This window comes from Methylomonas sp. DH-1, from assembly GCF_046097555.1.
Lineage (GTDB): Bacteria > Pseudomonadota > Gammaproteobacteria > Methylococcales > Methylomonadaceae > Methylomonas > Methylomonas koyamae.
In genome coordinates this window covers 1,215,222-1,242,106 of sequence record NZ_CP143089.1, presented here as the reverse complement: position 1 = coordinate 1,242,106, position 26,885 = coordinate 1,215,222, and the positions used below count along the sequence as shown (strand labels likewise).

Here is a 26,885-nt window from a genome sequence, read left to right as displayed (position 1 = left end):
TTGCCATGAACAGATTACGCCTTCCCCATTATTGCGACAGATGCGGCGACAGCTTGTCCCAACACGAACAACGCCTGTACAGCGACGGCGAGGCTTTATGCGCATTCTGCGAACAAATGCGTAGTGAAGCGCTGGAAATTTACCGGCAAAACCTGGCGCGCAAAGTCGAAATGCCTCGCCTGCGGCCGGTCAAAAACGCTTGCCTGTGAGAGCCGCCCACGCCGGCGGCCAACGACAAAAACCACCAGGAGCACGCAAATGAACCCTTCCAAACTGCTAACGGCCTGCTGGCACGAGTTGAAACGCTGCGCGATCAGCCTGCTGTTCATCGTCATAGGCTTGTTTTTGGCTACGGCCAATGCGCCGGCGGCAGAGGCCACGGCATTAACCGGATCGACCGAGCCGGCAGCCGTGACGACGCCGGCTGAGCCGAACCCGTCCTGCCCCCGGATAGCGAATTTTTTTAGTCAGCGGTAACAGCAACCTCCAGTCGGGCGAACGCCATACGGCGTCCGTCCGGTTTTTTTTGCGTTTCGCCCGGCATTGACTGTGTCCGAGCCCGCGGTAAGCTGGTTAGCACGGGGTTGGCGTCCGGTCAAGACTGTATCCCTCGAAGCGCATCCGAAGGCGATCGCCGCCATCCCCACCCGAAAAACCGTCTCGGCTTGACTATGCCGAGTTGCAAGGTAACTTGGCTCCGGTGGTGCTCTTGCTGCTTCGGTTTAGGTTGGAGATAGCTAAAACGGACACATTAGCGCCACTGACTCATTTACGCAGCCCCCTCCCTCGAACAATGCCACTACCGCTTCCACCTGCGCGGCTAGCTCCGGGTTATAGCGGTATGAACACGAAGGCCAGCACATCGTTGCAGTAACCATCCGCGGTTTTGTATTCGCGGTAGCCCTTCCCGGCCGCAATCCCTAACACATAATTCGCTCCCTCGTGGCGCAGCAGCGACGAGCTGGTTTGGCCGTTTTTCAAAGCAAAGTGGCTATCGTCCAGCGGCAAACGTTCGCCGACCCGATAATGGCCATGGTTGGCAAGCCCCAAAATTCGGCCCTGGCGATCGGTAAACGCGGCAAAACTGTTTTTCAGCGGCGCGCCGCCGGTTTCTTTGGGTAGGATCTCCCGCAGCATGGCGCTGAATTGCGGTTCGCTGTCGAACACAATGCCGATACCGCCCACCACCCGGCCGTTGCCTGCCGGATCGGTCACGGCGGCGTTATAAATATAGGTGTGGCGGCCTTGATAGAAGCGGCTCGGCACGAAATCGGAAACCCCGTAATGCTGACTGTCGGCATTGTTCAATACGGTTCTGCAGCCGCTGGCTTCGTCGGCCTTGCTGCCGATCAACGCCGTTTGCGTTGCATCCGACACCGCGACAATCTCGCCGTGGGCATCGTACAGGTACAGGTTGGTATAGACCGTGTACAGCGCGTTGATATAAGCCAGGATTTCGCACATTTGCCGCTTCTCGGCAGCAGTGGTTTCGGTTTTGGCCAGATTGCGGCGGAAAGCCGAAGTCAAGGCCCACCAGCGGCAATCGTTGGCCCGTTCGTAAAGGTTACGGTCCATGATGTTGACGGCGAGCGACGCTAAAAAACCGGCGTTGTTCAGGTGCGACGACATCACCGTGACTTCCTGCAGGCTGTTCACTGAAGCCGCAAAAATGCCGGCAATATCGGTGCCGATCTGTTTGATCGCTTCCAGCACCGGCATGAATTCGGCCGCATTCTGGCGGGCGGAGGCGATTTTGCCGTTCAACACCAGCAGCCCCAAATCGGCGTTGATATCGACAGACGCTTTGTGGATTTTCTTTAATTCCGGCGGAAAACTGTCCGACTGGCCGATGATCTCGCTGTAGTCGGCACCACCCTGCTCGCCGCCAGCGCGGCCGAAAGCAAAATCCAGCCGCGTCATCATCTGCCCGCGCCAACCCAGGCCGTAGTATCCCTGATAGCCGTTACCGGGCCGGGTATTGACGATGTAATCCTGGCCCTGAAAATTGACCAAGCCGACCGCCTCGCTACGCGGGAAGCGGGTATCCACCGGCAGCAATTGCTCGTTGCTGCTAGCGATGACCCGCCGCTCCGCATCCAGGATGGCAATGATGCCGCGGTCGCCCGCCGCCAACAAATCGGCGAATATGCCGCGCATTTCGTCTTCGAAGCGAAAACACAGGCACAGCACGCCCAACACCCGGGAGTTCTTTTGGTCGGTTTCGGTGATCTTGCAGGAATAAATCAGCGAGCGGCAACGTTCGGCTTGCAACACACTGTAACGGAAGGTTTCCAGATAATCGCGGTCGCTGTGCAAGGTCTCCGCCACCAGCGGGTCGCTGCCTTCGATCCGGTTATCCGGGTCCAAATGCGCCCGCAACCGGCCCTGCGCATCGAAAATGGCGATTTCGTCGTAAACGCTGTACTTTTTCACGTATTCGCGCAAACGGTTTTCGATGCAGCGGACTTGTTCCGGCTCCGGCTCGGCCTGAGCCAAAAACACCCGGATATCGTCGTCGGTGGCCAGAAAGCCGACGTCGGCGGTGCGCTCGAACAAATTTCGCACCAGCAGATCGATCGCCACCTGCGCTTTCGAGGCATTGTCCAGCACCAGTTTCTGCACGTTCTCCACCAGCAGGTTATGGGTCAGTTTGCGCTGCAATTCGCCGAATTTGCTTTGCGTACGCGCCATATCGTCCAGAATGGTCGGCGCCACATTGTGGCTGTTGATCTTGCCGATCAACGTGATTTTTCCCCACCAGTCGTTCAGTTGCGCCAGACGCGTTTCGAAATTTCTGACGTCGACCATTGCGTTCAGTAGCTTGGGCGTATGTTTCTCGATCAGTGCATTCATGTGGCTTAATCCCTGCGAAGTTAGCGGATGCGAAACCGCGGCCGCTAATTTGCAACGCCCCGGCGCAGGTCTAATAGCAGGATTCGTACCAGCGCCAATGCCAGCCATTTTTTGCGAAACCCGTCTCACCCCCAACTCGTAGCGCACCAAGCCGGCGCATACCGCACCAAGCCGGACCAACCCGGTTTGCCCAAAATTAGGTCCCAGGCACTAGAACCAGGCACGACCGCGCCGCTGGCGTGCAAATTGCCGCCGCCTCCGCGTCCGGCACCGGCGGCGGTTCCCGCCAATCGGCAGCGGGTACGAAATGTGCTTAACTCCTGGTTAGTTTATTCAACGATCCCCTTCATGCCAGCCAACTCCAAACTTTCCGCCGCGTCCGACTTCTCGCCATGCCTGAACCCGAAACTGCGCGCGCTGCTGCAAGACCGCGAACGTATGCTCAGCATGCTGATGAGCAATCTACAAGGCATGGTGTATTGCTGCTTGCTGGATGCCGACTGGACCATGGTCTTCGTCAGCGAAGGTTGCCGGGCGCTGACCGGCTACTCGTCGGAGGAATTGCTGTTCAACAAACGCATTTCCTACGAGGAATTGACGCTGGCCGAAGACCGCCTTTGGGTGCGAAGATTGATCGAAAAAGCCGCCCACGCCCGGAAAAAGTTCGATCTGGAATACCGTATCGTCCATGCCGACGGCAGCGTCCACTGGGTCCAGGAAAGCGGATTTCCGCTGTTCAACGACCACGGCGAACTGGTGGCGCTGGAAGGTTTCATTCAGGACGTGACGGCGCGCAAACAAAGCGAGCAAGCGGCCCGCGACGCCGAAGCCCGTTACCGCTCGATTTTCGAAAACGCCATCGAAGGGATTTACCAGACCACGCCGAGCGGCCAATACCTGGATTTCAACCCGGCTCTGGCCCGCATCTACGGTTACGCATCGACTCAGGATTTGCGCAACAGCATTTCCGATATTCAACGCCAGCTCTACGTCGACCCGGAAAAACGCGGCGAGTACATCGCCATCATGCAAGCCAACGGCGAAGTGCGTAATTTCGAAGCCCAGGTCTACCGCAAAAACGGCGACATCATCTGGATCACCGAGAACGCCCGCGAAGTGCGCGACCGCGACGGCCGGCTGTTGTTTTACGAAGGCACGGTCGAAGATATCTCGGAACGCAAATATTACGAGCAACAAATCGAATACCAGGCCACCCACGACATGCTGACCGGGCTGCCCAACCGCACCGTGTTGTCCGACCGGCTAAAACAGTCCATCAATTTCGCCGCCCGCTACGGCAATATTCTGGCGGTGGCCTTCGTCGATCTGGACCAGTTCAAATTCATCAACGACAGCATGGGCCACCATGTCGGCGATTCGCTGTTGGTGGTGATGGCGGAACGCCTGGCGCAGTGCGTGCGCGACTCGGATACGGTGGTCAGGCTGGGCGGCGACGAGTTCGTGCTACTGCTGTGCAGCCTGCATAAGATCGAAGACATCAGCCACAGCATGCAGCGGATTCTGGCGGCGGTGGCGACGCCCTGCACCATCGACGGCCTGGAATTCGTCGTATCCTGCAGCATCGGCATCAGTGTCTATCCCGGCGACGGCCAGGAGGCCGGCACGCTACTGAAGCATGCCGATTCGGCGATGTACAAAGCCAAACAACTCGGCCGCAACAATTTCCAGTTTTATACCCGCGAGTTGAACCAGGTTTTGACCGAACGCATGGCGATAGAGTACCGGCTGCGCCACGCCATCGAGAACGAAGAATTTCTGCTGTATTACCAACCCAAAATCGAATTGGCCAGCGGCCGGATTTGCGGCGCCGAAGCCCTGATTCGTTGGCAGCCGCCCGACGGCAATTTAGTTTCGCCGCTGAGTTTTATTCCGATCGCCGAAGAAACCGGCCAAATCGAGCAAATCGGCCGCTGGGTACTGCAACAAGCCTGTCTGGCCGCCAACCGCTTCCAACAAATCCTGGGCCGGCCGCTGCCGGTTGCGGTCAACGTGTCGCCGCGCCAATTTCGCCAGCGCGATTTGATCGGCACCATCGCCGCCACGCTGGCCGCCACCCAAGTCGCCGCGCACACGGTGGAACTGGAAATCACCGAATCCTGCCTGGCGCACGACACGCCGCAATTCATCAAAACTCTGCACGGCCTGAAAGCGTTGGGCTTGACCCTGGCCATCGACGATTTCGGCACCGGCTATTCCAGCATGGCCTACCTGAAGGACTTTCCGGTGGACCGCTTGAAGATCGATAAGGCGTTCGTCGGCAACCTGGAACACGAATCCACCGACGCCGCGATTTTGAAAGCCATCATCGCGCTGGGGCACAGCCTGGGCTTGAAGGTGGTTGCCGAAGGCGTCGAGACCGAACAGCAATCCGCCTACCTGCTGCAAAACGGCTGCGACGAAGCCCAGGGCTATTGGTTCGGCCAACCGCTAGCGGAAGCGGAATTTTGCGCGCTGCTGACCAGCCGCTAGGAGAGTCGCTATTTTTGCCGAAAGATTTTTTCGGGCCTCCTGCCAGAAAAAGTCGACAAAATTACGCGGCCGCTTCTGCCTTCGGCGACCCCGATTCGTCCTTTTCGTTGCGAAAACCCACCCGGCTCTAAGGCTATCGGGGACTAAAAATCTTCGCTTCGCGTTCGCTCAGTTTCCAAGATTTTCAGTGCTGGACATGCTTATGCCGGCGCTGATTGGATCGGCGCCGGCATAGCCAGATAGGCAGTTGGCCTCTCTCGGCCGAGCGAACGGCCGCCGCTTATGCCCGCTGGCGGACGGCGTAATTACCTTGTTCGAGCTCGGAATAACGACGGTAGTTGAGCTGGTAATCCTCTTGCCACAGCGGATTTTGCAAAATGTGGTCGACATCCAGCCGGTAAGGCGTGCGCAGACCTCGATGTTCGCACGGTTCCGCCACCTGATGCATTTCGAAGCCCTGTTTTTTCACCGCATAGGCCAAGGCCGGCGCGACCAGAATGAACCAATGCTTGATGCCTTGCTCCACCGAATAATCGACGGCGGCGCGGTACAGGCCCCACATGATGCTACGGCTTTGCTGGCGTAAGGTGTTCAGGTATTTGACGTTGCTTGCCGGATCGGGCTCGGTTTGGCTGAGGATGCGGGGAGCGAAGCGCCGAGCCTCGCGCAACACGCACAGTCGGGAAATTTCGATGGCGCCGCGGTAATCGGCGTCGTCCAGCGGCTGGTCCGCTTCGCATTTTTCCTCAAACGGGAAGCGCTGCCGATGCGGACTGACCACCCGCAATGCGCCCAGCCATTGGCCGGTGTAACGGTGGCGGACCATGAAATGCTCGGCGTGTTGGTCCCACTCGTCGAATTCCAATTGTTGCGGGAACAGCTCCTTGTCTTCGTAGCCGAGCTCGTCGCAGTAGACTTGATAGCGGAGGTTGTAGTGGATTCGCTTGCTTTCCGGCGTATCAGCTAAAAAAACCTCAAAACAGTTGTCGAAAGAATGCTTTTCAGAAATCAAGTTGAAACTCCATAACAAAATTAATTAAATCCCTTAGATCCAGACGCTAACTTTCTGGCGTCATTGTAACGCTACGAAACGGTTTTGCCGAAGCGCCGTGCCGGGGAATTATGTTTTCCATTCAGCTAGTTGCCTGTAGTTCTGCCGATAAATCGCGATAGCGCCTCGTAAGCTACAGGGCCAAGATTAAAGAAAACCTGCAATTTTCATTAAGGAATCATTAAGAAACGGTATTTTTCAAGCAAAAAAGCCCGTCGGAAGCGGAAAATTTACTAGAGCCGCAGGCCTTGCCGGGCCTGGGCTTGAAGCGGATATTGCGAAATCAGTCCGCGCCGGGCGGCGCGGATGAGGAAAATGAAGCGGACCAGTAGGCCCGGTGCAAGCTGAAATAGCGGTTGACGCCGGCCGGCAAACGCCGGTGGCAGGAACGCCCGATGTGATAACCCAGCCACTTCAGTAAGGTCCGCAGCATCGCGGAAGGCAGCAATGCCGGCGCATGCCGAAACAAATAACGCATTTCGGACCCGACGAAGCGTTTGCCCTCGCCGGCCGCACCGCCGAAAGTCTGCTGCAGCCACGCCGCCCGGTTATGAAACACGCCGATATCGAAATAGCGTCTAAATTCGTCGGCAAAACCGTAATCGTGGGAATGGAATACCCTGGCATCGGCGCAATATTGCAATTTCCAACCGTGCAACAGCATCTTTCCGGCGGCGAAGGTATCTTCGTTCATTACGGTATGCCGCGGAAAACCGCCGGCTTGCAACAACGCGCTGCGCCGGTAGCCGGCAAAGGAATTGGAGATGAACACGGTCTTAATGCCGAAGCGGTCGCGGTCGGCCAGGCTGCGCACTTGGCTGTGCGCCGGGTAATTGAACAGGCGGGCGTGGGCGCCTATGGCACCGGCGCCGACATGCGGCAACTGCCGGCCATAGGCGGCACCGACTTCGGGATCGGCGAAGGCCGCCAGTAAATTGGCCAAGGCCTCGGCATCGGCCAGCAAGGCGTCCTGGGTCAGAAACAGCAGAATCTCGGCATCGGCCAGATAGTCGACGCCGAATTGGCGGGTACCGCCGTGATTGAAGTCTTGGCGGGCGATGGTTTTCACTTCGAAACCGGCCGCCCGCGCCAGTTCGGCGGTCGCGTCATCGGACGACGAATCGATCAACAATAGATAGTCGGGCTTGCGAGTTTGGCCGGCAAGCGCTTGCAGCCAATCCGGCCACATCGCGCCGGCATTCAGCGTCGGTACGATCAGTCCCACTTTGCTCATGTGCGCTGCTCCGCCAAACTAGCAACCGGGCCGAATTCGGCCGGTTCCGTCAACGCCTGCCAGACCCGGTCGCCCAGCGACACGGCATCCAGCGCTTGTTCGGCATGGCGCCGCGCGGATTGCGACATCTGCCGCCAGCCTTCGGCGTCGATCGCCTGCGCCGCGCGCAACACCTGGCAAACGGCAGCGTGGTCGCGTTCGAACACCCAACCGGCGCCGATCTGAGACAGGTGATCCCAGGCCAAACCTTTGGCGACCAGGGCCGGCCGGCCGCAGGCCAAGGCTTCGGCGACGACGTTACCGAAATTCTCGCGCATGCCGCCGGCCTGTTCCAGACCCGACGGCAAGACTAGAAAATGGCTTTGCGCCAGCAATTGCTTGACTTCGTCGGCCGCCAGATAACCCCGGTACTCGATTGCGCCGTCGGCTTCCGCTACCAATTGCAAAAACTCGTCGAAATAAGCGCCGTCGACGCTGCGGCCGGCCACAACCAAACGATCGCCGCTGCGCCGGGTTTGCAACCAGGCGCGAATAAAGCCATTGATGCCTTTCTCCTGTTGCACGTGGCCCAGAAAACATAATTGCAAGCCGGCCTGCGCCGGATAATCCGCGACCCGGAAGGCCCGGCTGTCGATGCCGTTCGGCACTAACAAAATTCGCCCGCCGCCGGCCAACGCGGTGCGGACGCCCTCGGCTTCGGTATCGCTGGTGCAATGCACGGCAACGGCCCGGCGTAAGGTCGGGAATGTCAGCCAGCGGTAAAACAGCCATTTGTGCGGCTTGCGGCGTTTGATTAGCGCCACGTGTTCCGGCATCAGGCCGCCGTGCACGGCAACGATGAACGGCCGCCGCAATAGCAGACAAAACCAGGCCGCCAAGGTCGAGGGCCAGGTGGCGATGCCGTGAATGTAAAGCCGCGGCGCTTGCCGGCACAACCGCCAAATCGCCGGTATCGCCCCCAAACCGAAGCCCCAGCGTCGCCAGCCGTAGCAGCGGTAAAGCCGCACGTCGACCGTGTCGCCCAATTGCACGTCTTCGGCGTGCAAGCGGCCGGAAATCGACTCGTCGGACGCCACCAAAGCCATACGGTGGCCGCGCTCGGCCCAGGCCTGGGTCAACACGCCGCAAGTCACCGATACGCCGCCGTAGCCTTTGGCCGGCGGCACGTGCGTCGCAACTATTCCCACATCCATCCTATTCTCCTCGAACTAAAGGCAACCGCTGTTGCGGTAAGCAAAAAATCCGCGCCAGACGCCGACCAGGCTGTAATACCAGTACGCCAGCTTGGCGCGGTTGCCGCACAAAACCGCCAGCAGCATTTTCAAAACCGGCGCCAGCAGCATTTTTCTGGCGATGTAATAAGCGATGAACCAATCGCGCTGATTGGCGAATTTGCGGATATAAGCGCCGATACCGGTCGAGTACATCAACATCCGCGCGTTGCCCAGGCGGTAATGGTCCTTGTCCGGATGGTAGATGCGGATTTCCGGCGTATAAAAGGCTTTGGCGCCGGCGCGTAACAATCGGTACAGCATTTCGAAACCTTCGCCGCCGGCGTATTTGGCGCCGATGCCGAAATCGTGGTCCAGATAAAACTGGCTGAGTTCCAGCCGAGCGACGGCAAAAAACTGGGTAAACTCGACCCCCAGCATGGCCAAGCGCGAGAAATAACGCGCCTTGCGGCTGTTGACGCCGATGCTGAAGCGGCGGGTGTCGGCGTCGTAAGACGCCCCGACCAATATCGCCAGCTCCGGCCGCCGCGCGAATTCGGCGACGACCTTCTGCAACACGTCGGCTGCGTAGCAGCAATCGTCGTCCGGAAAGGCGACGATTTCGCCTTGCGCCAGCGCAATACCGTAATCGCGGGCACGGGCGTTGCCGGTGAAATCGACTTTGACGTGCCTGATCGCCAACTCCGGCCCAAACCGATCCATGATTGCGTCGATTTTGCCGTCCCGGTTCTGGTCGATGACGATCAGTTCGAAATCCCGGTAACTCTGCGCCTGCAGCGAGCGCAAAAACTCGGCGACCTGCCAGTCCCGCCCCAGGGTCGCCAGAATCAACGACACCGTCATGCCGAAGGCTCCGCCCAGTGTCCGGCCTTGGCTTGCAAGTAAATCGTCGCCTCGTACCAGGTAAACATCAGCGCAAACTCCAGACCGGCCGCACCGTCCAGAAAACCGCCGCGCAACAGGTAGTGGTAAGCAAACCGTGCCGGAATCCGCAGCCAGCAGCGGCCCAGCCAGACGCTGATCCGGCCGCGCGCGGTCATCAAGGCGCCGGCGGTCGGTTGCAGCTCGATTTCCTGCGCCGCCTTGCCGACGTGCTTGTGCATCCAGGCCACGATCTCGCCGTGATAAAAATAATGTTGATAGGCGATATCGGCCGTCGCCACCCGGCTGCTTGCCAACACCGCCTCGCCGTGGCCGGTATGGTTACGGACGAAACCGACCGTTTCCCGCCGCACCAGCCGCGGATGGTAGATCGGATAACCCGGCGCGTATTTCAAGCGTTTGCCGCGCAGATACAACACCGACGGCACCATCAACACGTCCATATCGCGCGAGGTGGCCCATTCGGCATCGAATTGCTGGTAAAACAACGGCGGATAAATTTCGTCGGCATCGACGAACAACACCCACGGCGTCTCGATAGCGCACTGCTGCAGCGCAAAATTGCGTTGCTCGGCAAAGCCCGGCCAGGGATTGTGAAACACCCGGCAGCCGCGGCGCTCGGCGATGGCGACGGTGTCGTCGCTGCTGCCGGAATCGACCACGACAATCGGATAACGCTCCGGAATCGCCGCCAGACAACGCGGCAAATTCGCCGCTTCGTTACAAGCCAAGATCACGACGGTCAACATAGGCACCTCACTCGGCCGCGGCCTTGACCGCGTAAACGTTCAGGTAAATTCCCATGCCAAACAAATTCATCAGGCCGTTGAACGGAATTTGCGCGTATTTGACCAAACCGTTCAACAGCTCGCCCCACTTGCCCTTGGCGCCCAAGCGTCGGGACAAGGCATCGAACGGCACCCGGGTGATCTGTTCGGTTTTCACCACTTGCAAACCGTTACGCTCGAATAAGCTGCGCAAGCCTTGTTCGGTAAAGAAATTGACGTGCTCCGGCACCCACAAACAGGCGTTTTCGTTGGCGCCCAGCAGCTTGACCAAAAACGACGCGTAATTCGGCACGGCACAAGCCAGCACGCCGCCGGTGTCCAACAGGCCCGCCACCTTGCGCAGCGCCAGCTCCGGCTCCAGCAAGTGTTCCAACACCTGCGACATGACGACGACGCCAAAGCGCTCTTCGCTGCGAAACTCTTCGAACATGATCGGCAACGGCTGGTCGCCGTTCATTTGCTCGAACACTTTATTTTCGTAGGCGCCGGGATTGATGCTGACGGTGCGGTAACCCAGCAGGCGCAAAGCCCGGGTGTAAAACCCGAATCCGGAACCGATATCCAGCGCCCGGTAATTCAACGTGGCGTTGTAGCGGTCGGCATAGTGGGCGATGCGTTTGGCATCCACCTTGCAATTCGGATACAGCCGCTCGCGCCGCAGCACTTCGTCCAAACCGATCTCGGCGGTCAAGGCCTGACCGGAATGTCGATAAATCTGCTGTAACCACTCCCGATGCGGCGGCTGATTCAGAAAGCCGGTGCCACAAACTTGGCAGCGGTAAATCCGAAATTCTTCGGCATCGGCGCCGGCCGTGTACTGGTAGTGTTTGTGCCGCCAAAAGCGGATGCGTTCTCCGCCGCAGGCGACGCAATGGTGCAACAGTTCGCCGTAAGTCTGGTGAGCCATGCTGGCATAAGTCATCGTTTTCACAGGCATCCGCCGTAAATCGTAAGGGTTGAATATCAAAAAAATTCGTATCAGGCCGGCGCTCGTAGCGGCACTGCGGCGGTCGGTTCCGCCTCGGCCGGCAGCGATTCGCCGTCGCGCAGCCGCCACGGTTTGGCCAGCAAAGCCAGTACCAGGGCCTCGATACCGAAATAGACCGGGTTGGCCCAAGCCGCACCGGGCAAACCGTATTGCAGGATCAGTAACGGTAAAGCGGTGATCGCGGCCAGAGCCCCGCACAAGCGTCCCTTCAACAAGACCCGCGTGCGCTTTTCCGCCAACAGCGGTTGCGCCCACAGCGTACCCAGAGCGTGCAGCAAACAGCCACTGCCGATGGCCGGCAACAGCGCCGCGACCGGGCGATAGGGCTCCGCCAATAACAGCGCCACCAGCCAATCGCCCAACCACGGCAACGCCAGCAGCCCCAAACCGCCGCCGGCCAGCAAGCAATACAGCCATAAACGCAACACCGCATGGGCGCGGCGGCGCTCGCCGGCCGAGAAAGCTTGGAAATAAGCCGGTTGAAAGGTGCGTAGCAACACCATGGCGCTGCGGTTGAAGGCTTCGTTGACCAGGGTATAGCCAGCCGCGTATAGGCCGACATCGGCGGCACTCAGCAAGTAAGCGATTGCATAACGGTCGCCAACGCCGTTCAGCCAGAACACCAGTTCCATCGGCAGCAAAGGCCAGGCGTAACGCCAAACCTTGCCAACAAAGCGGCGCACATCGGTTGACGATAATTCGCCGGCCGCGGATTCGGCGCCTAACCGGCACCAAAGCAGATTGGACAGCAAGGTCGCCGCGGCATAAGCCGCCAAAATCGACTCGACCTGCGCGCCCAGATAGCCAACCGCGGCCACGGCCAGCGCCGGCCGCAGCAGGCTGTCGCCGGTTTGCCACAACGCGGCGCGGCGCTGGTGGCGGCCGCCGATTGCCAGTTGCACGCCGAATTCGCGCCAGACCGTAACCGCCAACAATGCCCCGGCCAGCAGGAACGGCGCCGCCGGCGCCCGGTACAGGTAGGCGTAACAGCCGCCGCCGGCCAACAACAAGCCCAGCGCCAGCAAGGTCGCTTGTCCGGTCAGGCCGGCGACGGCCCGCTGCAGTTGGCTGCGTTGGGCCGGACCGGCGCATTCCGGCAACAAACGCATGCCGGCGCAAATGAACGGGTAGGAAAAGGCCGCGACGCCGAGTGCGACCCAACCGCTCAATAGCGCGACTTCGCCGTAGACGTCCGGCGCCACCCGCTCGGTCAACAATCTGGTACCTAGCAACAGCGCCAGCGCCGAGGCCAGTTGCCCGAGCAACGCCCAGAACGCGTCGCCGCACAGACGCGATTGCCGCAGCCGGACCAGCGTACGCTTAACCATAAAACCTCGCCGGTTGCGGTTGGCCGTTCGGTTGCGCCAGAGCGAAGGGATGGCGGCTATGCCCCAACATCGCGCCCCACAAAAACATCAGTACCGCATTCTGCGGAAAGTACTCCCACAAATTGAAGGTCAAGCCGGCGACGAAAATAAAGGCCGCGACCAAGCCTTTGCCGGGGTGGGCCGACGTCCTTGTCGTTGCCCATAGCAAACCCAGATAGGCCAACAAACCGATCAGGCCGTAACCGTTCAGTAAAAACAAATACAGGCTGTCGGAATCGAACTGGCCGGGAAAATGCTCGGCGCCGAACAACAGGTTGACGGTATTCGAACTCAAGCCCAAGCCCCAACCGAACAGCAAATCGGCGGCATCCTGCACATGGTTGGCGAACACCCGTTGCCACAAGGCGATGCGGCCGTCCTCGGTCGGATCGGCGTCGTCGCGGCCGCTCAACAAAGGACTGGAAGCCAGGATCAACGCGCCAACCGCCAACATCGGCGCCGGCATCCACAAGGCCCAGCGGTCGCGCGGCCGCAGCGCGGCGTAGACCCGGAAAAACACCACCAGCAACCCGCTCAGAAACGCGGTACGCGAGCCGCTCAACAAAGCCAGCAACACGCTGAGCCCCAGCCAACGGCGCATGCCCGGCACCACGGCGAATACCAGCGCGCAAGTCGCCATCGCCGCGCCGAACAGGTTCGGGCTGACGAAAGTACCGAACGGCCGGCCGCCGCCCAACATCGACACGCCGAACAACGGCGGCGCCCACAAGGCCTGGGCCAAGGCCAAGCCGGCCTGCAGCAGCAAGTAGTAACGCAAGCAATGGGCGAAGCGGCCGATGACCCAATCGGCCACGCCGCGGCGACCGCAGACGAAGCCGATCAAAGCCAGCGGCAAATATTCGAAAATTCTGAGCCCGGTCATCGGCACGATCAACGGCAAATCCAGATAGACGGCGTAGCCGATTTCGCACAGGACGTAGGCGGCTATTAAACTGAGAAAGGCCGGAATCGGACCGCTGAAGATGCCGTTGCGCAAACGCGGTTCGGCCCAGGCGTAGCAAACCAACAGCGCCAGCATCGCTTCGCGCAGCAAACGCAAGCCCATCTCCTGTTCGCCGTAGACTTCCTTGATGCCGGCCCAGGCCGACTGCACCTGCGGCAACGAGGCGACAGTCGAGGTACAAACCAAGCCGAACAACAGCAGCGGCAGATCTTTCTCCAGCCTCAAAACCATAACCGGATTAACCCCGTTCGTCCGACTCGGCGGCGGCCGGCTGCCATTCCCGCTCCAACTGTTTGCTCAGCCAATCGCCCACGGCATGGTATTTGTCGCTCCAGCCGCCGGCCGCAGCCGGCTCCTGGTCGGCGCGCTGGTAGGCGTAACCGTAATACGGGTAATACGAGGAACCTTGTTTCATGTCGTTGATGATGAAGCCGTTCGGGTTGATGCCGACCTGCTGGAAGCGGCGGGCGCTGACTTCCAATTCCTGCGCGGTATAACGCCCTTCCTTAACTACCAGAAACGTGGCGTCGGCATGCTTGCCCAGGATTGCCGCGTCGGTGGCGCCCAAAATCGGCGGCGAGTCGATCACGATATGGTTGTAAAAACTCTGCAACTGGCGCAAGGTCTCGCTCAACTCGCCCAAAACCAGCAACTCGGCCGGATTCAACACCATATTGCCGCGCGGGATCAGATCGATACCGATCTCGGGCAGACTGACGATGACCTCGCCCAGCGTGGCGCGGCCGGCCAACAAATCGGACAAGCCGGGCTGCTTGCCGATGCCGAAGGTATCGTGCAGGCGGCCGTTGCGCATGTCGGCGTCGATCACCAACACCCGTTTTTTGATGCTGGCCAGCAAAGCGGCCAAATTGGAGCTGACGAAGGATTTACCCATGCCCGGCGCCGGACTGCTGACCATGATTACCTTGCTTTCCCGGCTGGCCAACGTGGCTTCCAGGGTCGTGCGCAGGCCGCGCAACGATTCGACCGAGATATCCAGCGGGTCCTGGCTGGCCAGGATGCCGCCGTCCTTGTCGCGGCCGAGTAGGCGCCCCAATTTGCGCTGCTTTTTACTGTGCGGGATGGCGGCAAACATCGGCAGCCCGACCTGGTATTCCAGCAAGGCCGGATAATTGTCGTGGCGTTGCAGCGAGTGGCGCAGAAAGATCAGTGCCGACCCCAGGCTCAGGCCCAGCAGCGTGGCGATGGCCAACAGCAAACCGGGTTTCGGCCAGTAAGGCTTTTCCGGAACCACCGCGAAATCGACGATGCGCGAGTTGCCCAACGAGCCGGCGGCGGCGATGCGCTGCTCCTGGGCGCTGTTCAGCAACGAGGTATACAGTTCGGTATTGACCTGCACGTCGCGCGACAGGCTGACCATGTTTTGCTGGGTTTTCGGCAAGTCCTTGATCCGCTTTTCCAGGGCCGCCAATTTGTTATTGACCCGCTTGATCTGGGCGTTGGTGGCGATCATGTCCGGATGTTCGGATTCCAGCCGTTGGCTTTGCTCGTCGTATTTTTGCTTGAGCTGGATGCTCAGGGTTTCCATATCCGACGCCTGCTTCAACAGAATTTCGGCCTCGGCGGAAATATCCACCGCACCGTGCTGTTGGCGGTAGGCGCTCAAGCCCTGCTCGGCCTTCTCCAGCCGCTCTTTGACCACCGGCAACTGGCTTTCCAGGAAGGCCAGCTTTTGCGAGGCCTCCGCCGACTCCCAATTGACGGTGGCATTGACGTAAATCGCCGCGATGTCGTTGACCGATTTAGCCAACTGCTCCGGGTCGCGGCCTTTCAACTCCACGCTCAAGATGTCGGTATCTTTCGACACTTCCTTGACGGCAAAGGCTTTCTGCAACGTTTCGATGGCCGACAACGCGGTGCGCCGCACCAACTCGAAATGGGTGCCGGGATGGGCGTCCAGCGCCTCGATCTTAATGGCGACCGGGGTTTTCTCGCCGACTTCGGCCGTCACCACCTGGCCGACTTCGCCGGCCAGCAATTCGTCGCCGTTGGGCGCCAATAGCCGATAACGGCCGTGCTCCAGCGCAATCAGCGTGAATTCTTTTTCCAGATAACGGTCCGGCACTTCGAACGCGGCCACTTTGACCCGCTCGCCGCCCCAGGCCCAGCGGCCGAAGCCCCACCAGGCGCCGGCAACGCCGTCGTGCCTGTCGTGGCGGCGCGCCAGAGTTTCGCCGATCAACGGGAAGTAATACGGTTGGATTTCGATTGCCAAATTCAAGTTATCCACCACCTTACCCAGCACCGACCGCGAACGCAGAATCTCCACCTCGCGCTGCGCCCGCGGACTTTCCGCTTCGGCCGGGGTCTGGTTATTGTCGCCGCGCAAATTGGCCACCAATAACGCTTTATTCTTATCGATGCGCAGCAATGCGTCGGCCTTGTAGGTGCGCGGCGCCAACACCAAGTACGCCAGCGCCAGAGTCAAGACCGTGGCCACGGCGACAAGAATGGTTTTTCGGCCTTCGACCAGCAAATCCACGTAGTCGCGAATGCTGACGCTCTGCTCTTGCAGGCGGCTTGGATTCGGCAAGGCCAAGACCGGAGTGGCTTCATTGTGTGGAACCATAGTTTTGATAATCCATTCGCTGTTAACACTGAATTCCCCTCTTTGGAAAAGAGGGGCTAGGGCAGATTTATGCAAATAATCCCCCGCGATCCCCTAGAGGAAGCTAATCACTACATCCCCATCAACGCCGCTTGCGACATGATCGCGGTGAACGAGCCGGGCAGGATCTGGTTCAACACCCGCGACCATTGGGTAACGCCGGCGGTACCGACGAACAGGGTGTCGTGCGCCTGCAGCGGAAATTGCTCGGCCAGAATCATCGCATCGGGCGATTCGGCATTCAGTTGGAAAATCTCCGGCTGCATATCGCCGGCGCGCACCACGTAGACGTCGCCGGGGCGCGAGGTATTGAAATCGACGCCGTAGGCTTCGGCCAACGCTTGCGCCAGACTCATCCGGCCTTTGTTAATCTGTACCGCCTGCTGCCGGCCGACCTCGCCCATCACGTAGACTTTGCTGTCTTTCTGGTCGCCGACGTTCAGCACGTCGCCGTCTTTCAATAGTACGTTCTGCGTGGTCAGGCCTTTCTCGTACAGCGCTTGCACATCCAGTTTGTAGAGTTTGCCGTCTCGGGCCAGCGCAACGTTGTTCATATCGGAATCCTTGGTGGCGCCGCCGGCGCGGCTGATCGCCTCGGCCACCGTCAGCGGGGTTTCGTTCATCGCCAAGATGCCGGGCTGTTTTACTTCGCCGACCACCGCCACCCGGTGTGCCTGGAACGACAACACCCGAATGTCGAGTTTGACCTTCTTGAAATAACGCGACAATTCCCGGGTCAATTCCGCGCGCACTTCCGGAATGGTTTTGCCGCCGACGTGAAGCGTGCCGACATAGGGGTAATACAGATCGCCGTTGTCGTCGACTACCTTGCCGGCCATCTCCGGCAGAATTTTCTCGCCGCCGGGATCGTTCAGTTCCGGGTGCTCCCAGACGGTGATTTGCAGGCGATCCTGCGGGCCGATCCGGTAGCTGGTTTTGCTGTTGTCCACCGGCAGCAATTGGCCGACCGCTTGTTGCCGCGCCGTGTCTTTCTCGATGATCAAGTCGGCGGTGATCGGCACGACGCGGACTTTCTCCTTCACCAGCCGACCATCCTTGCGCGCCGGCAATTCGATTTCGGTCAAGCCGTTACTGTCCGTCTCCATGTCCATGCCCGGCGCCAGAAAACAACCCGGCAGGATTAAGGCCAACACAATAGGAAGCAATCTGAACATGCAAAGGATTCCTTAATAAGCGTTTTTGTGGATAAAACCGGTCAGCACGGTGCGGAAAGCGATCTCGATATCGAACCACAACGACCAGTTCTGGATGTAATACAAGTCGTGCTCGATGCGCCGATGCAAATCGGTATCGCCGCGCCAGCCGTTGACTTGAGCCCAGCCGGTGATGCCGGCCTTGACCATGTGTTTTTTCATGTAATTGGGGACTTGTTCCTTGAACACTTCGACGAAATCCGGCCGTTCCGGGCGCGGCCCGACCAAGGACATGTCGCCGCGCAACACGTTGAGCAATTGCGGCAGTTCGTCCAGGCTGGTTTTGCGCAGGAAGCTACCGAACGGCGTGGCCCGATTCTCGCCGGGTTTAGCCCAAACCGCACCGGTTTTGGACTCGACGCCGACCGGCATCGAGCGGAATTTCAGCATGGTAAATTTGCGGTTGTTCCAGCCCACCCTGACCTGACGATAAAACACCGGACCGGGCGAACTCAACTTGACGCCGACGCCGATCAGCAACATCAGCGGACTGATCAGCAGCAGTAAAACCAAGGCCAGCAAACGGTCTTCGGCTTCCTTGATGTAGCGGTTGACGCCGTGCAGCGGCGACACCGAAAAATCCAGGGTCGGGATGCCGGCCACCGTGTTCAGGCTCAGGAATTTGCTTTGTTTGAAGGCAAAGCAATCGATCAGCAGCCGGATGCTGACCGGCAAATGCCGCAACTGGTATTGGGCGCGTTCGGTCAGCGACTCGCCTTGATAGGCCACCCAGACTTCGTCGACACCGTAGCGGTCGATCAGCGCCGGCAAATCGGCCAGCGCACCCAAGTGCGGCAAGCCGTCGGCGTTCAACGCCTGGCGGTTGCCGGTGCGGTCGTCGACGTAACCCACCGCCTGTAAGCCGGCCCAAGGCGACTGGTTCAACTGCCGCGCTGCGGCCACGGCCATTTGATTCAAGCCGACCATGATGATTTTGCCCTGCGACCAACCCCGGGACCGCAACCAACGCAAAATCTGCGACATTACCGAGCGCGCAGCCAATACGCAGACCAAGCCCAGCACACCCCAGGAGGCAATCCAACGGTAACTGGAACCGAACCAGACATGTAACCGAACCAGGAATACGATGGAAACCACCGCCAACAACGCCAACAGCCAGGCCCGAACGATGCGCGCCACTTCGCCGCGCATCGCGTCGTTGCGCCAGGGCCGGTAAACTTGGCCGATTTCGAAGAAAATGATGGCGCCGAGCACGCCCAGCGCGGTGACGATCCGATAGTGTTGATCGACCGCGTATTCGCGCAGCCAGAAAAAATGCGCCGCCCAAGCCGCGGCTAACAGCATCGCCACGTCGACGATCCGCAAAAGCAGAATCACAGTGTGGCCGTATTGGCGAAAGAGTCCGTTGAAAATATTTCCGAAGCCGAGCGGCATAGCGGCGTTCCCCCTGTTGCGTCTAGTTCCGAAGACTTAAGGACGCCATCCTTGGCATCCTCAACCTGCTTGCCGACCGTGCGATTCTGCAGCGGCCGGCTTGGGTACAAAGATTACCGGCGCAAAATGAGAGGAAACCTGGGGGTTCAATTAAGAAGAGATGAGAGGGAAATTAGAGTTGGATAAGCGCGCCGACCGGCGTTAACCCGGCTCCCAAAGCGCCCCGCATACCCTGCTGCCGCTGCTAAAGCCGGCTGGCGATCCGTTGTCGTCGGCGAATTAGCGCCGGTTCGGCTTAAAAATCCCGGCCCGGCTGCTAAGGTTATCGGCAGCAGGCCGATAGCTGCCGCACTTCACTGAAACGGAGCCCGTTGATGAAACACTGCCCAAAATGCAATCGCGAGGTAGCGCCTGCGGCTGCAATCTGCCCGCACTGCGGCATCGTCTTTGCCAAATACTATAAATACCACGCCGACCCGCAGGCGCCGGCAACGCCACGCCCGCAAGCGACCGTCGTAATAGCCCCGGCGCCGGACTCGCTGCTCGGCGGCGACGCCTACCGCGATAACTCGGCCGTGTTTCTGGGCCGCTGCCTGCTGTTACCGGGCTTTGTACTGTGGAGCTGGCTGCTGATCGCTCCCGGCATCGCCGCCAATGCCGCCGGCGAATCGTTTTTGCATTTGGTCAACCTGCCGTTTCACGAAGCCGGCCACGTAATCTTCCGCCCGTTCGGCCAATTCGTCGCCTCGCTGGGCGGCACGCTCGGCCAACTGCTGATGCCGACCGTCTGCCTGCTGACGCTGTTGTTAAAAACCCGCGACCCATTCGGCGCCGGCTTGTGTTTATGGTGGATAGGCGAAAATTTTCTGGACATCGCGCCCTATATCAACGACGCCCGCGCCGGCCAACTGCCGCTATTGGGCGGCAACTTTGGCCATTCCGCGCCCTACGGTTTTCACGACTGGGAATACTTGCTGACCGAATTCGGCCTGTTGGCGCAGGACCATCGCTTGGCCAACGCGGCGCAACTGACCGGCGCCGTATTGATGATTACGGCCTTGCTTTACTGCGGCCGGGTGTTGTGGGAGCAGCGGCGCGGGCTGGCGGCGTCGAACCAAGGCTGAGTAACGCCGACCACCGATCTTTGCCCTGCCCGCCGCGGCCGGAAAATCCGCAACCGTTTTTCCAACCGTTTCCGGCCTGTGCCGATATTCGCCGCCGAAAAAACTCCCACAGTTCTCCCATTACAAGGCCAAAACTTTCCCGGATACTACGCCGCAACTACAGACGGCCGGACACAGCGCTACACAGCGCAAGGCCAAACCGACTAAATAACAGACATTGAACGCGGCGGCGGCAGAGCCCGTGCCGCCCACCTTGCTCAGGAGAACAGCGCCATGAACAGACTGCCCGAAACCGTCAACCACCAATTCAACCAACTATTTGCCGCCATCGGTCAAGCCGGCGACGATTTGAAACTGGCGATTGCCGAGGCCAGCATGGCCGGCAATTTTGCGCTGGTGACCGCCAACGTTGAAAATTGTCAGCGCTTGCAGGCGTTGGAAAACGCATTGCATAACTGCCTGGATCAATTCGACACGGCCAGCGCGCCAACCTCGGTTGTCCGAACCAACTCCCGTCGCCACAAACACCGTACTCGCAAACCCAGCGGTTTGATTCGGGTCCGCATCGGCGGTAAAACCGTGTTGGAACCCAATATCAACCGTACCTTTGTCGAAGCGTTAAAAGTATTCGGTCTGGAACGAGTGGCCCGCTTGAACAAAAAAATCACCTCGATTCCACTATTGGCCCGACAACCTGCCAATGGCTACCAAGCGCAAACACCGTGTAACGGTTGGTACATCACCACCCACGTCAACAGAGCCAACGCCGCCAGTTTGTTGCAGGAAATCGGCAACGAACTCAATGTTCCGGTCAAAATTGATTTTCTGGATCGCTAAGCGCAGCCGCAATAAACCGATGCCAAACTCACAGGAAAACACCATGACACTGAAACTGCCCGCCGATCTGGATCAATTGAAACAACTGGCCGAAACCGAACCCAAAGCGCAATTTACCTTGGCGTGGTTTTATTTGCCGGAAGATGTGAAACAAAAAATGGATTTTATTGATGAGCGTTACAAAGAATATTGGTTGGCTGGCATATTTGATGATTTCTCAATTAGGGACAAAAACATCGTATTCCCAATCGCTCATGAAAAGCATGACTTGGATAAGGCATTTAATTGGCTTAAAAAGGCAGCTGAATCTGATTTTGAGGCAGCCTATTATCCTTTCGCTCAGTTGTGTTTTGATGCATCAATTTTTTCTCAAGCACTGGAATATTCTGTTAAATCGAAAGAGTCAGATTTTGCGGAGGGATTTTGTTTGCTTGGAAACATTTATCAAACAGGCTCTGGTGTCAAACAAGATCACAGACTTGCTTATGAATATTACAAGACTGCATTCCGTAAAGGATACAAAAGATCACACGCCCCTTATCTGAGCTTAATTTTTATAAATGGCTTTGAGTCCGATATTAGTTGGTATCCAAATAAACTTGATGAAATTCGAGACAACTCTCAAGAACTATTAATTAAATTAGACTGTTACGCGGGAAAATACCTAGAATTACTTGAAAGTAACGAATGGAATGAGGATTTCATAGATGAACAAGAATATGAAAAGAATCGAGTTTATAAAAGCATAAAATTTAATATTAACTGGCTGGTTGATACGCTTAATGGCGTTTCACAAAGTGCTATGGTCGCGAAGAATAACCTACTTGCTAAAGAGCGTGAACTCGAAGAAACCATGGCCATGTTCGCCCACAAATTTCGCAGTCCGCTGGATGCGATTATTTACAACACCGAGCACGAGCATCAGGAAAAATTGTACAGACAAGCGGCTCAAACCATGCGCGGCTTGCTGGATATTTTCAGCCTGGTCGCCACCGATGCGGATAAACTACAGGACAGACTGAAACAGGACTGTCGAGGCAATGGCAATCTCATAACGGCATTCAGCAAAGTACTGGATATGGTTTTGCTTCATCTGTTGTCGGTTTCCGCAAAGGGCCTTATCCGTCAACATTATCTGCGCTATGCCAAAGCGCAGGGTTTATGTGACATGGAGACAAGTAGCAAACAGTGGTATGAGAATTGTCGAGAACTGGAGCAAAAGCTGCAACAAGATTGGGAACTGAGTTATGCACAACTACTGGGCCAGTCCGCCACACTGGCACAAAGACTGGCTTGGTTGGAATCGCACTTTTTCAAGTTGGAACTGTTAGGCTTTGAGCGTGATGACATTCGATTCGATGAATACGAAGTTACCGAGTCGCTATTGACCATCGTGCTCAACGAATTCCTGGTCAACGTATTCAAGTATTATGCTTCGGGCGAAAAAGAGTCCGTCGTGCTTGAGTGGATAAGCCGGGATGGTCATCAAGTATTGGCATGCCGGAATCCCAGCACACGGCACGACCGTACACGCATTAAGGGCAGCGGCAAGGGGCATGTGTTTTTGTCGGCGCTGGCGGGTAAAATTGGCAGCGAATTTATTAAACCGAACCCTGCCGACAACTTTGTGGTGGAGTTTTCCCTGGCGGATGAACTGTTGATTTCAAACTAGGATGGTAAGCAATGAGTTACTTTTTGTGGGTAGAAGATTTTGCATCGGTTGATAATTCAAGAAATATAAAAGGAACGGCTGATAAATTGTTTGGAGGTATTTATCCGCCAGATACCTTCTTCGACGAGGAACGCGTTCTCAAAGATTCATTAAAAAAGCACAACACCTTTTTGGAGCTGACTTTTCAGGATGCCCTTAACTTTATCAATACTCGATTGAATGATGTCGACTACATCATTCTGGACATTGATTTGCCCGCCTATGGAGACGATGAAATTGATGAATCGGTTTTGGGCGTACTTAAAGAATTTGAAGGTTACACACCGAGTAATGATCCGGACGACGAAAGGAACCAGGTTGCAGCCTGCGATAGACTCAAGAAAAATGCCGGGTTTTATCTTTACGCAAAGTTAGTTTTCGAGCTTGGCTTCCCCAAACAACACATTCAGTTTTTCTCCAATCATGGCAATGAAGCTAAAACTATTGAGGCTTCGTTCAGAGCGGCAAAAATCACTCCCCCAGAAATCTATTTAAAATCCGATGATAGTATTCGGCAATGGGTTGGTGATTGCTTTAATAGTCCTTATTCCCGGCTTCGCCGTGGCATTATCGAAGGTTGCAAACAATTAAAGAAGTTGAAAAATAATTTGCGTTTTTCAAGTTTCAGCGTCGAAGGAAAATCAGCTTTTTTAGACGCCGATGATTATATTGATATTTTAGAAAACTTTCTTCCGCTTCGTGAGCCGGAAAATAAGACTGCTCTCTATAAGCTATTTATCAGGACTTTGGCTCACGAATGGGAAGAATCGGTTGAGCCTAAAAGGCTAGATGAGGATCAAGTAACGTTTGCATTTTCATGGATTATGAAAATGACACGAAATTGGATTGCTCATAATTCCACTTCTATTTTTACCAACTTGATTGAAAAAGACGTTGCCTATCTATTTATCTGTAATATGCGGGCTATTTTTGATTTAGGATCGAATGCAGAGAGGTATGAAGAATATCTGTTAGAGTTGTTCGTCAAAGAAACAGAGACCGGCAATATTGAAGATTCCAAGCGAAAAATAATGGAGAAAAATATTCCATTAGTCAAACATTATGTTTCATATTTCAATGAAAAAACGAAGCGCACTAAGGTCCACAACATATTACATGATCTTCAGAACAACAAGGAACGATTAAAAACCAAGGGCGATGATTTTTTCATAACGGGTTTATACCATTGTTTTTGGTATTTAACATCGGAGCACGACGATAAAAAAGATAAGGCGGCTGAAAACAGGAATGATCCAAATCAGGTTTACATCTCAAGATTTTACACATTTAAGTGTTTCGATTATTCCCAGTCTGATTTTTTATTAAAGTTTTCTAGCCACATCTACCGCCGCAGCTTCCTCAGGCCTAACCAATGACCACTCTACAAGCCCAAATTCCGGACCAACTCCTAAAACAAGCCCAATATTTGGTAAATCAAGGTTGGGTAACCAATATGGACGAATTAATCACCGAAGCCATGCGCCGCTATCTGGAATCGCATCGCGAAGCCGTAGCCGAACAGTTCATTCGCGAGGATGCCAATTGGAATGACTTTTTGCCAACCCTGGCAAGACATATTTATCAGCATAGTTTTTCATAAGGCAAAACATCATGAAAACCCTACAATTCTCAACCCACATTGAACACAACGCCCAACTCAGCTTGACGCTACCTGCTGAATATGCCGATCAAGATGTGGAATTAGTGGTGATTATTCAGCCGCGGAAGCAGAACATTGAGCAACAAAACTGGCTGGCGTTTGTTAATGAAAACTACGGATGTTTGGCCGACGATCCTTTGCAACGCCCAGAACAACCGGTGTTGAAGGAAATCGAACCGCTGTCATGAAGTATTTATTAGACAGCAACGCTTGTATTGTTTTTCTGAACAAGCGATCAGAAAAATTAAAACTGCGGCTGGAGCAATGTCAGCCTCAACAAATCGTATTGTGTTCAGTGGTAAAAGCTGAATTATTGTATGGCGCGATGAAAAGCCAAAATCCAGTGGCTAGTATGGCTAAAGTCGAAAACTTCTGTTCGCATTTCCAGTCCTTGCCGTTTGACGATATTGCTGCTGAGTTTTACGGCAAAATCCGTAGCGAGTTGAGTTTGCTTGGTACGCCCATTGGTGCCAATGACTTCATGATTGCGGCTATCGCTCTGGCTAACGACGTGACATTAATTTCGCATAATACCCGCGAGTTTAGCCGGGTGAGTAATTTGTTATTACAAGATTGGGAATTGTAATAACTGTGAAAATTACCTTTGAACTTGACGAAGAACATGCTGAAAAACTAAAAATTTTGGAAAAAAGGTATAACAAAGATACGGCTGAGATAATCGCTTTTATCGTTGATGAGGTTTTTAACGATTGCATAGATGATGGGCAAAACTCAGGCCAATCAAAACAGCGGCACTGTTCTGACTGAGGGCAATGCTATGTCAGCCCAGTTAATCCAAGCCCTGCTTCTCCAACTCCCCCGCTTCGCCGAAGAAGAAGGCGTTTTTTACCCGGCGCCACGTTCAGCCCTGCTGAACGAGTTATGCCAATACGTGGAGCCTGACGCCGCCGAAACCGCGCTCAGTTTGCTGGAAAATCTATTGGACACCTTGGCGGTATTGGACAGAACCAGCCTGCAAAACGGCGAATGGCGCTTCGTATCCTATCCGGCGCAATTGCTGGCAAGCTCGATTTTAACGGCGATGAGCGACGCCGATTCCCGCCTGTTTGCCGCGAATTTCTGGAATACCCACAGCATCGGTAACGAGCGTAAGGACAGTCAGCGCGAAGTTTTGCGTTGGCTGGAAACCGCGCGAACCGAACATCACGCCGAGCAAAATGCCCAGCCGATTCGGTTTATCTATGTGGCCTGGAGCCTTATCAAACTGGACGGCCGGATTTTGTTTTACCAGCGCGAGGACACGCAAAAGCGCCACGACAAAACCGCCGGCGATTACGGCTTGCCGGGCGGGCGCGCCAATCAAAACGACATCGGCGGTGCCGCCGATCCGGCCCAAATGCTGGCCGTATTGCAAGCGCCGAATTCGGAGCTGGTGCTGAACGCTCTGCCAACCACCTTGCAACGCGAGTTGCGCGAAGAAGCCGGCTTACGGTTTGACGAGCACTATCAATTTAGCTTGTGGCGGCGGCTACAGCCGTATCGGCAAGTACAAGGCGCCGCGCCCAACCATGCCTTGACCGAATATTATCTGGACGTTTATCAGATCGAATTGACGCTGGAAGGTTTTCTGTATTTGCAGCAACGCGTTGCCGAAGACGAACGTTTGGTGTGGCTGACGCCGGACGACATCGAGCGCGGCACCAGCGACGACGGCAAAATCCCGTATATCCAGGCTTTGTACCGCGACTTCGGCGGCGACCGCGCAGCCTTGGCGGCGGCATTGCAGCAACTGCCGGACAGTTTCAACGCCGGCTACCGTTTACTCCAAGGCAACCCGGTATTCATTTTTCCGATCCAGCCGGGGCAGCCGATTCGCGCCGGAGAACCGGGTAAGGACAAACCGCTGCCGGTTACGCTCAGCCGGCAACAATTGCAGACTCTGCTGGGTTTAGCCGCCCATGCGCGCGGGTTCGATTTCAAAAGTTTGCAGCCCGGTATTGCCTTGCACGCTTATGGCTGGATCGAACTAACCGCGCCCGGCCCGCTGCAGGCTGCCTTGCCGGAGTTGGCCGCAGCACTGGCCGGCAGCCCGTTGCAGCTGGAATGCCGGCAGGATCGGTTGTTTCGTTTACCGATTCAGCCGGCAAGCCTGTATTTTGCCGACGCGTTGTTTTCGTTCGTGGCCAATCCGGACGATTTACGGGCCACAACCAGCAAAATTCCGGTATCGATCCGCCGCGCAGGGCTGGATACCGCATTCGGCCAGGTGGCGCCGAAATCGGAGGCATTCAGTTTGCCGCTGCAACTGGTGCACGACCTACTGGACCTGTCCAAAAACCGCTACCCCGCCGATAACGAAACGGCGGTAAAAATAGAAGACCGTTATAAAAAAGGCCTGCATCTGGACCCGCGGTTCAAAGCTTTGGGGCTGCGCAATCTGGTTCGCCGCGAAGCCGGAGTCTTCAAATTCGCATTGCCGTTTCGAACCGAATCCGCCGACTAACT

Annotated in this window: 24 protein-coding genes; 12 read left to right on the top strand and 12 right to left on the bottom strand. The window is 56.6% G+C overall.

From position 1 onward, the window contains the following. Positions 1-5: 5 nt before the first annotated feature. Both VXJ35_RS06060 and VXJ35_RS06055 read left to right on the top strand, forming a co-directional pair. On the top strand, positions 6-209 hold the full coding sequence (locus VXJ35_RS06060) for a hypothetical protein (RefSeq protein ID WP_064020881.1): 204 nt from the start codon (positions 6-8) through the stop codon (positions 207-209). Between the two features lie 49 nt (positions 210-258). Further along, on the top strand, positions 259-477 hold the full coding sequence (locus VXJ35_RS06055) for a hypothetical protein (RefSeq protein WP_064020880.1): 219 nt from the start codon (positions 259-261) through the stop codon (positions 475-477). A gap of 354 nt (positions 478-831) precedes the next feature. Here VXJ35_RS06055 and VXJ35_RS06050 read toward each other — a convergent pair whose 3' ends face one another. After that, a complete protein-coding gene (locus VXJ35_RS06050; RefSeq protein WP_064020879.1) occupies positions 832-2,853 on the bottom strand; it encodes a cache domain-containing protein in 2,022 nt (673 codons plus the stop codon). A 348-nt stretch (positions 2,854-3,201) separates the two neighbouring features. Here VXJ35_RS06050 and VXJ35_RS06045 point away from each other — a divergent pair, with 348 nt between their 5' ends. Beyond that, positions 3,202-5,343: a bifunctional diguanylate cyclase/phosphodiesterase gene (locus VXJ35_RS06045; protein ID WP_231914856.1), complete on the top strand. Its 2,142-nt coding sequence runs from the start codon at positions 3,202-3,204 to the stop codon at positions 5,341-5,343. Between the two features lie 280 nt (positions 5,344-5,623). Here VXJ35_RS06045 and VXJ35_RS06040 read toward each other — a convergent pair whose 3' ends face one another. From VXJ35_RS06040 to VXJ35_RS05990, 11 genes are all read right to left on the bottom strand, one after another. Continuing rightward, the gene (locus VXJ35_RS06040) at positions 5,624-6,355 is read right to left on the bottom strand and encodes a PEP-CTERM/exosortase system-associated acyltransferase (RefSeq protein ID WP_064023395.1); all 732 of its coding nucleotides are present in this window, start codon (positions 6,353-6,355) and stop codon (positions 5,624-5,626) included. Positions 6,356-6,677: 322 nt separating this feature from the next. Further along, entirely contained in the window at positions 6,678-7,628 is a 951-nt protein-coding gene (locus VXJ35_RS06035) for a glycosyltransferase family 2 protein (RefSeq protein WP_064020878.1), read from the bottom strand. Further along, the gene (locus tag VXJ35_RS06030) at positions 7,625-8,821 is read right to left on the bottom strand and encodes a glycosyltransferase family 4 protein (protein ID WP_064020877.1); all 1,197 of its coding nucleotides are present in this window, start codon (positions 8,819-8,821) and stop codon (positions 7,625-7,627) included. Before VXJ35_RS06030 ends, VXJ35_RS06035 begins: the two co-directional genes overlap by 4 nt. A gap of 15 nt (positions 8,822-8,836) precedes the next feature. Continuing rightward, positions 8,837-9,703 (bottom strand): glycosyltransferase family 2 protein, encoded by an 867-nt coding sequence (locus tag VXJ35_RS06025; protein WP_064020876.1) that lies wholly within the window; start codon positions 9,701-9,703, stop codon positions 8,837-8,839. After that, positions 9,700-10,491: a glycosyltransferase family 2 protein gene (locus VXJ35_RS06020; RefSeq protein ID WP_064020875.1), complete on the bottom strand. Its 792-nt coding sequence runs from the start codon at positions 10,489-10,491 to the stop codon at positions 9,700-9,702. Before VXJ35_RS06020 ends, VXJ35_RS06025 begins: the two co-directional genes overlap by 4 nt. 7 nt (positions 10,492-10,498) lie before the next feature. Beyond that, a complete protein-coding gene (locus tag VXJ35_RS06015; protein WP_064023394.1) occupies positions 10,499-11,452 on the bottom strand; it encodes a class I SAM-dependent methyltransferase in 954 nt (317 codons plus the stop codon). Between the two features lie 56 nt (positions 11,453-11,508). Then, positions 11,509-12,846, bottom strand: coding sequence for a lipopolysaccharide biosynthesis protein (locus VXJ35_RS06010; RefSeq protein ID WP_064020874.1), 1,338 nt, complete (start codon positions 12,844-12,846; stop codon positions 11,509-11,511). Beyond that, complete coding sequence (locus VXJ35_RS06005; protein WP_064020873.1) at positions 12,839-14,080, bottom strand: O-antigen ligase; 1,242 nt, start codon at positions 14,078-14,080, stop codon at positions 12,839-12,841. Before VXJ35_RS06005 ends, VXJ35_RS06010 begins: the two co-directional genes overlap by 8 nt. A 7-nt stretch (positions 14,081-14,087) precedes the next feature. Continuing rightward, positions 14,088-16,439: a polysaccharide biosynthesis tyrosine autokinase gene (locus tag VXJ35_RS06000; protein WP_064020872.1), complete on the bottom strand. Its 2,352-nt coding sequence runs from the start codon at positions 16,437-16,439 to the stop codon at positions 14,088-14,090. Between the two features lie 110 nt (positions 16,440-16,549). After that, the gene (locus VXJ35_RS05995; protein ID WP_064020871.1) at positions 16,550-17,653 is read right to left on the bottom strand and encodes a polysaccharide biosynthesis/export family protein; all 1,104 of its coding nucleotides are present in this window, start codon (positions 17,651-17,653) and stop codon (positions 16,550-16,552) included. Between the two features lie 12 nt (positions 17,654-17,665). Then, positions 17,666-19,087 (bottom strand): undecaprenyl-phosphate glucose phosphotransferase, encoded by a 1,422-nt coding sequence (locus VXJ35_RS05990; RefSeq protein ID WP_064020870.1) that lies wholly within the window; start codon positions 19,085-19,087, stop codon positions 17,666-17,668. A 374-nt stretch (positions 19,088-19,461) separates the two neighbouring features. On the opposite strand from VXJ35_RS05990, the gene VXJ35_RS05985 reads away from it, so the two are divergent. The 9 genes from VXJ35_RS05985 (at position 19,462) to VXJ35_RS05945 (ending at position 26,883) form a co-directional block, all read left to right on the top strand. Then, positions 19,462-20,211, top strand: coding sequence for a zinc ribbon domain-containing protein (locus VXJ35_RS05985; protein WP_064020869.1), 750 nt, complete (start codon positions 19,462-19,464; stop codon positions 20,209-20,211). A 273-nt stretch (positions 20,212-20,484) separates the two neighbouring features. After that, complete coding sequence (locus tag VXJ35_RS05980) at positions 20,485-21,048, top strand: hypothetical protein (RefSeq protein WP_064020868.1); 564 nt, start codon at positions 20,485-20,487, stop codon at positions 21,046-21,048. A gap of 43 nt (positions 21,049-21,091) precedes the next feature. Next, on the top strand, positions 21,092-22,720 hold the full coding sequence (locus tag VXJ35_RS05975; protein WP_157198099.1) for a tetratricopeptide repeat protein: 1,629 nt from the start codon (positions 21,092-21,094) through the stop codon (positions 22,718-22,720). An 11-nt stretch (positions 22,721-22,731) separates the two neighbouring features. Further along, a complete protein-coding gene (locus VXJ35_RS05970; protein ID WP_064020866.1) occupies positions 22,732-24,135 on the top strand; it encodes a hypothetical protein in 1,404 nt (467 codons plus the stop codon). After that, positions 24,132-24,359, top strand: a complete 228-nt coding sequence (locus tag VXJ35_RS05965) for a ribbon-helix-helix domain-containing protein (protein WP_064020865.1) — start codon at positions 24,132-24,134, stop codon at positions 24,357-24,359. Before VXJ35_RS05970 ends, VXJ35_RS05965 begins: the two co-directional genes overlap by 4 nt. A gap of 11 nt (positions 24,360-24,370) precedes the next feature. Continuing rightward, positions 24,371-24,607: a hypothetical protein gene (locus tag VXJ35_RS05960; protein ID WP_064020864.1), complete on the top strand. Its 237-nt coding sequence runs from the start codon at positions 24,371-24,373 to the stop codon at positions 24,605-24,607. After that, the gene (locus VXJ35_RS05955) at positions 24,604-25,005 is read left to right on the top strand and encodes a type II toxin-antitoxin system VapC family toxin (protein WP_064020863.1); all 402 of its coding nucleotides are present in this window, start codon (positions 24,604-24,606) and stop codon (positions 25,003-25,005) included. Before VXJ35_RS05960 ends, VXJ35_RS05955 begins: the two co-directional genes overlap by 4 nt. A 5-nt stretch (positions 25,006-25,010) precedes the next feature. Beyond that, positions 25,011-25,187 (top strand): hypothetical protein, encoded by a 177-nt coding sequence (locus tag VXJ35_RS05950; RefSeq protein WP_157198098.1) that lies wholly within the window; start codon positions 25,011-25,013, stop codon positions 25,185-25,187. A gap of 10 nt (positions 25,188-25,197) precedes the next feature. Further along, the gene (locus tag VXJ35_RS05945; protein WP_064023393.1) at positions 25,198-26,883 is read left to right on the top strand and encodes an NUDIX hydrolase; all 1,686 of its coding nucleotides are present in this window, start codon (positions 25,198-25,200) and stop codon (positions 26,881-26,883) included. Positions 26,884-26,885: the final 2 nt, after the last annotated feature.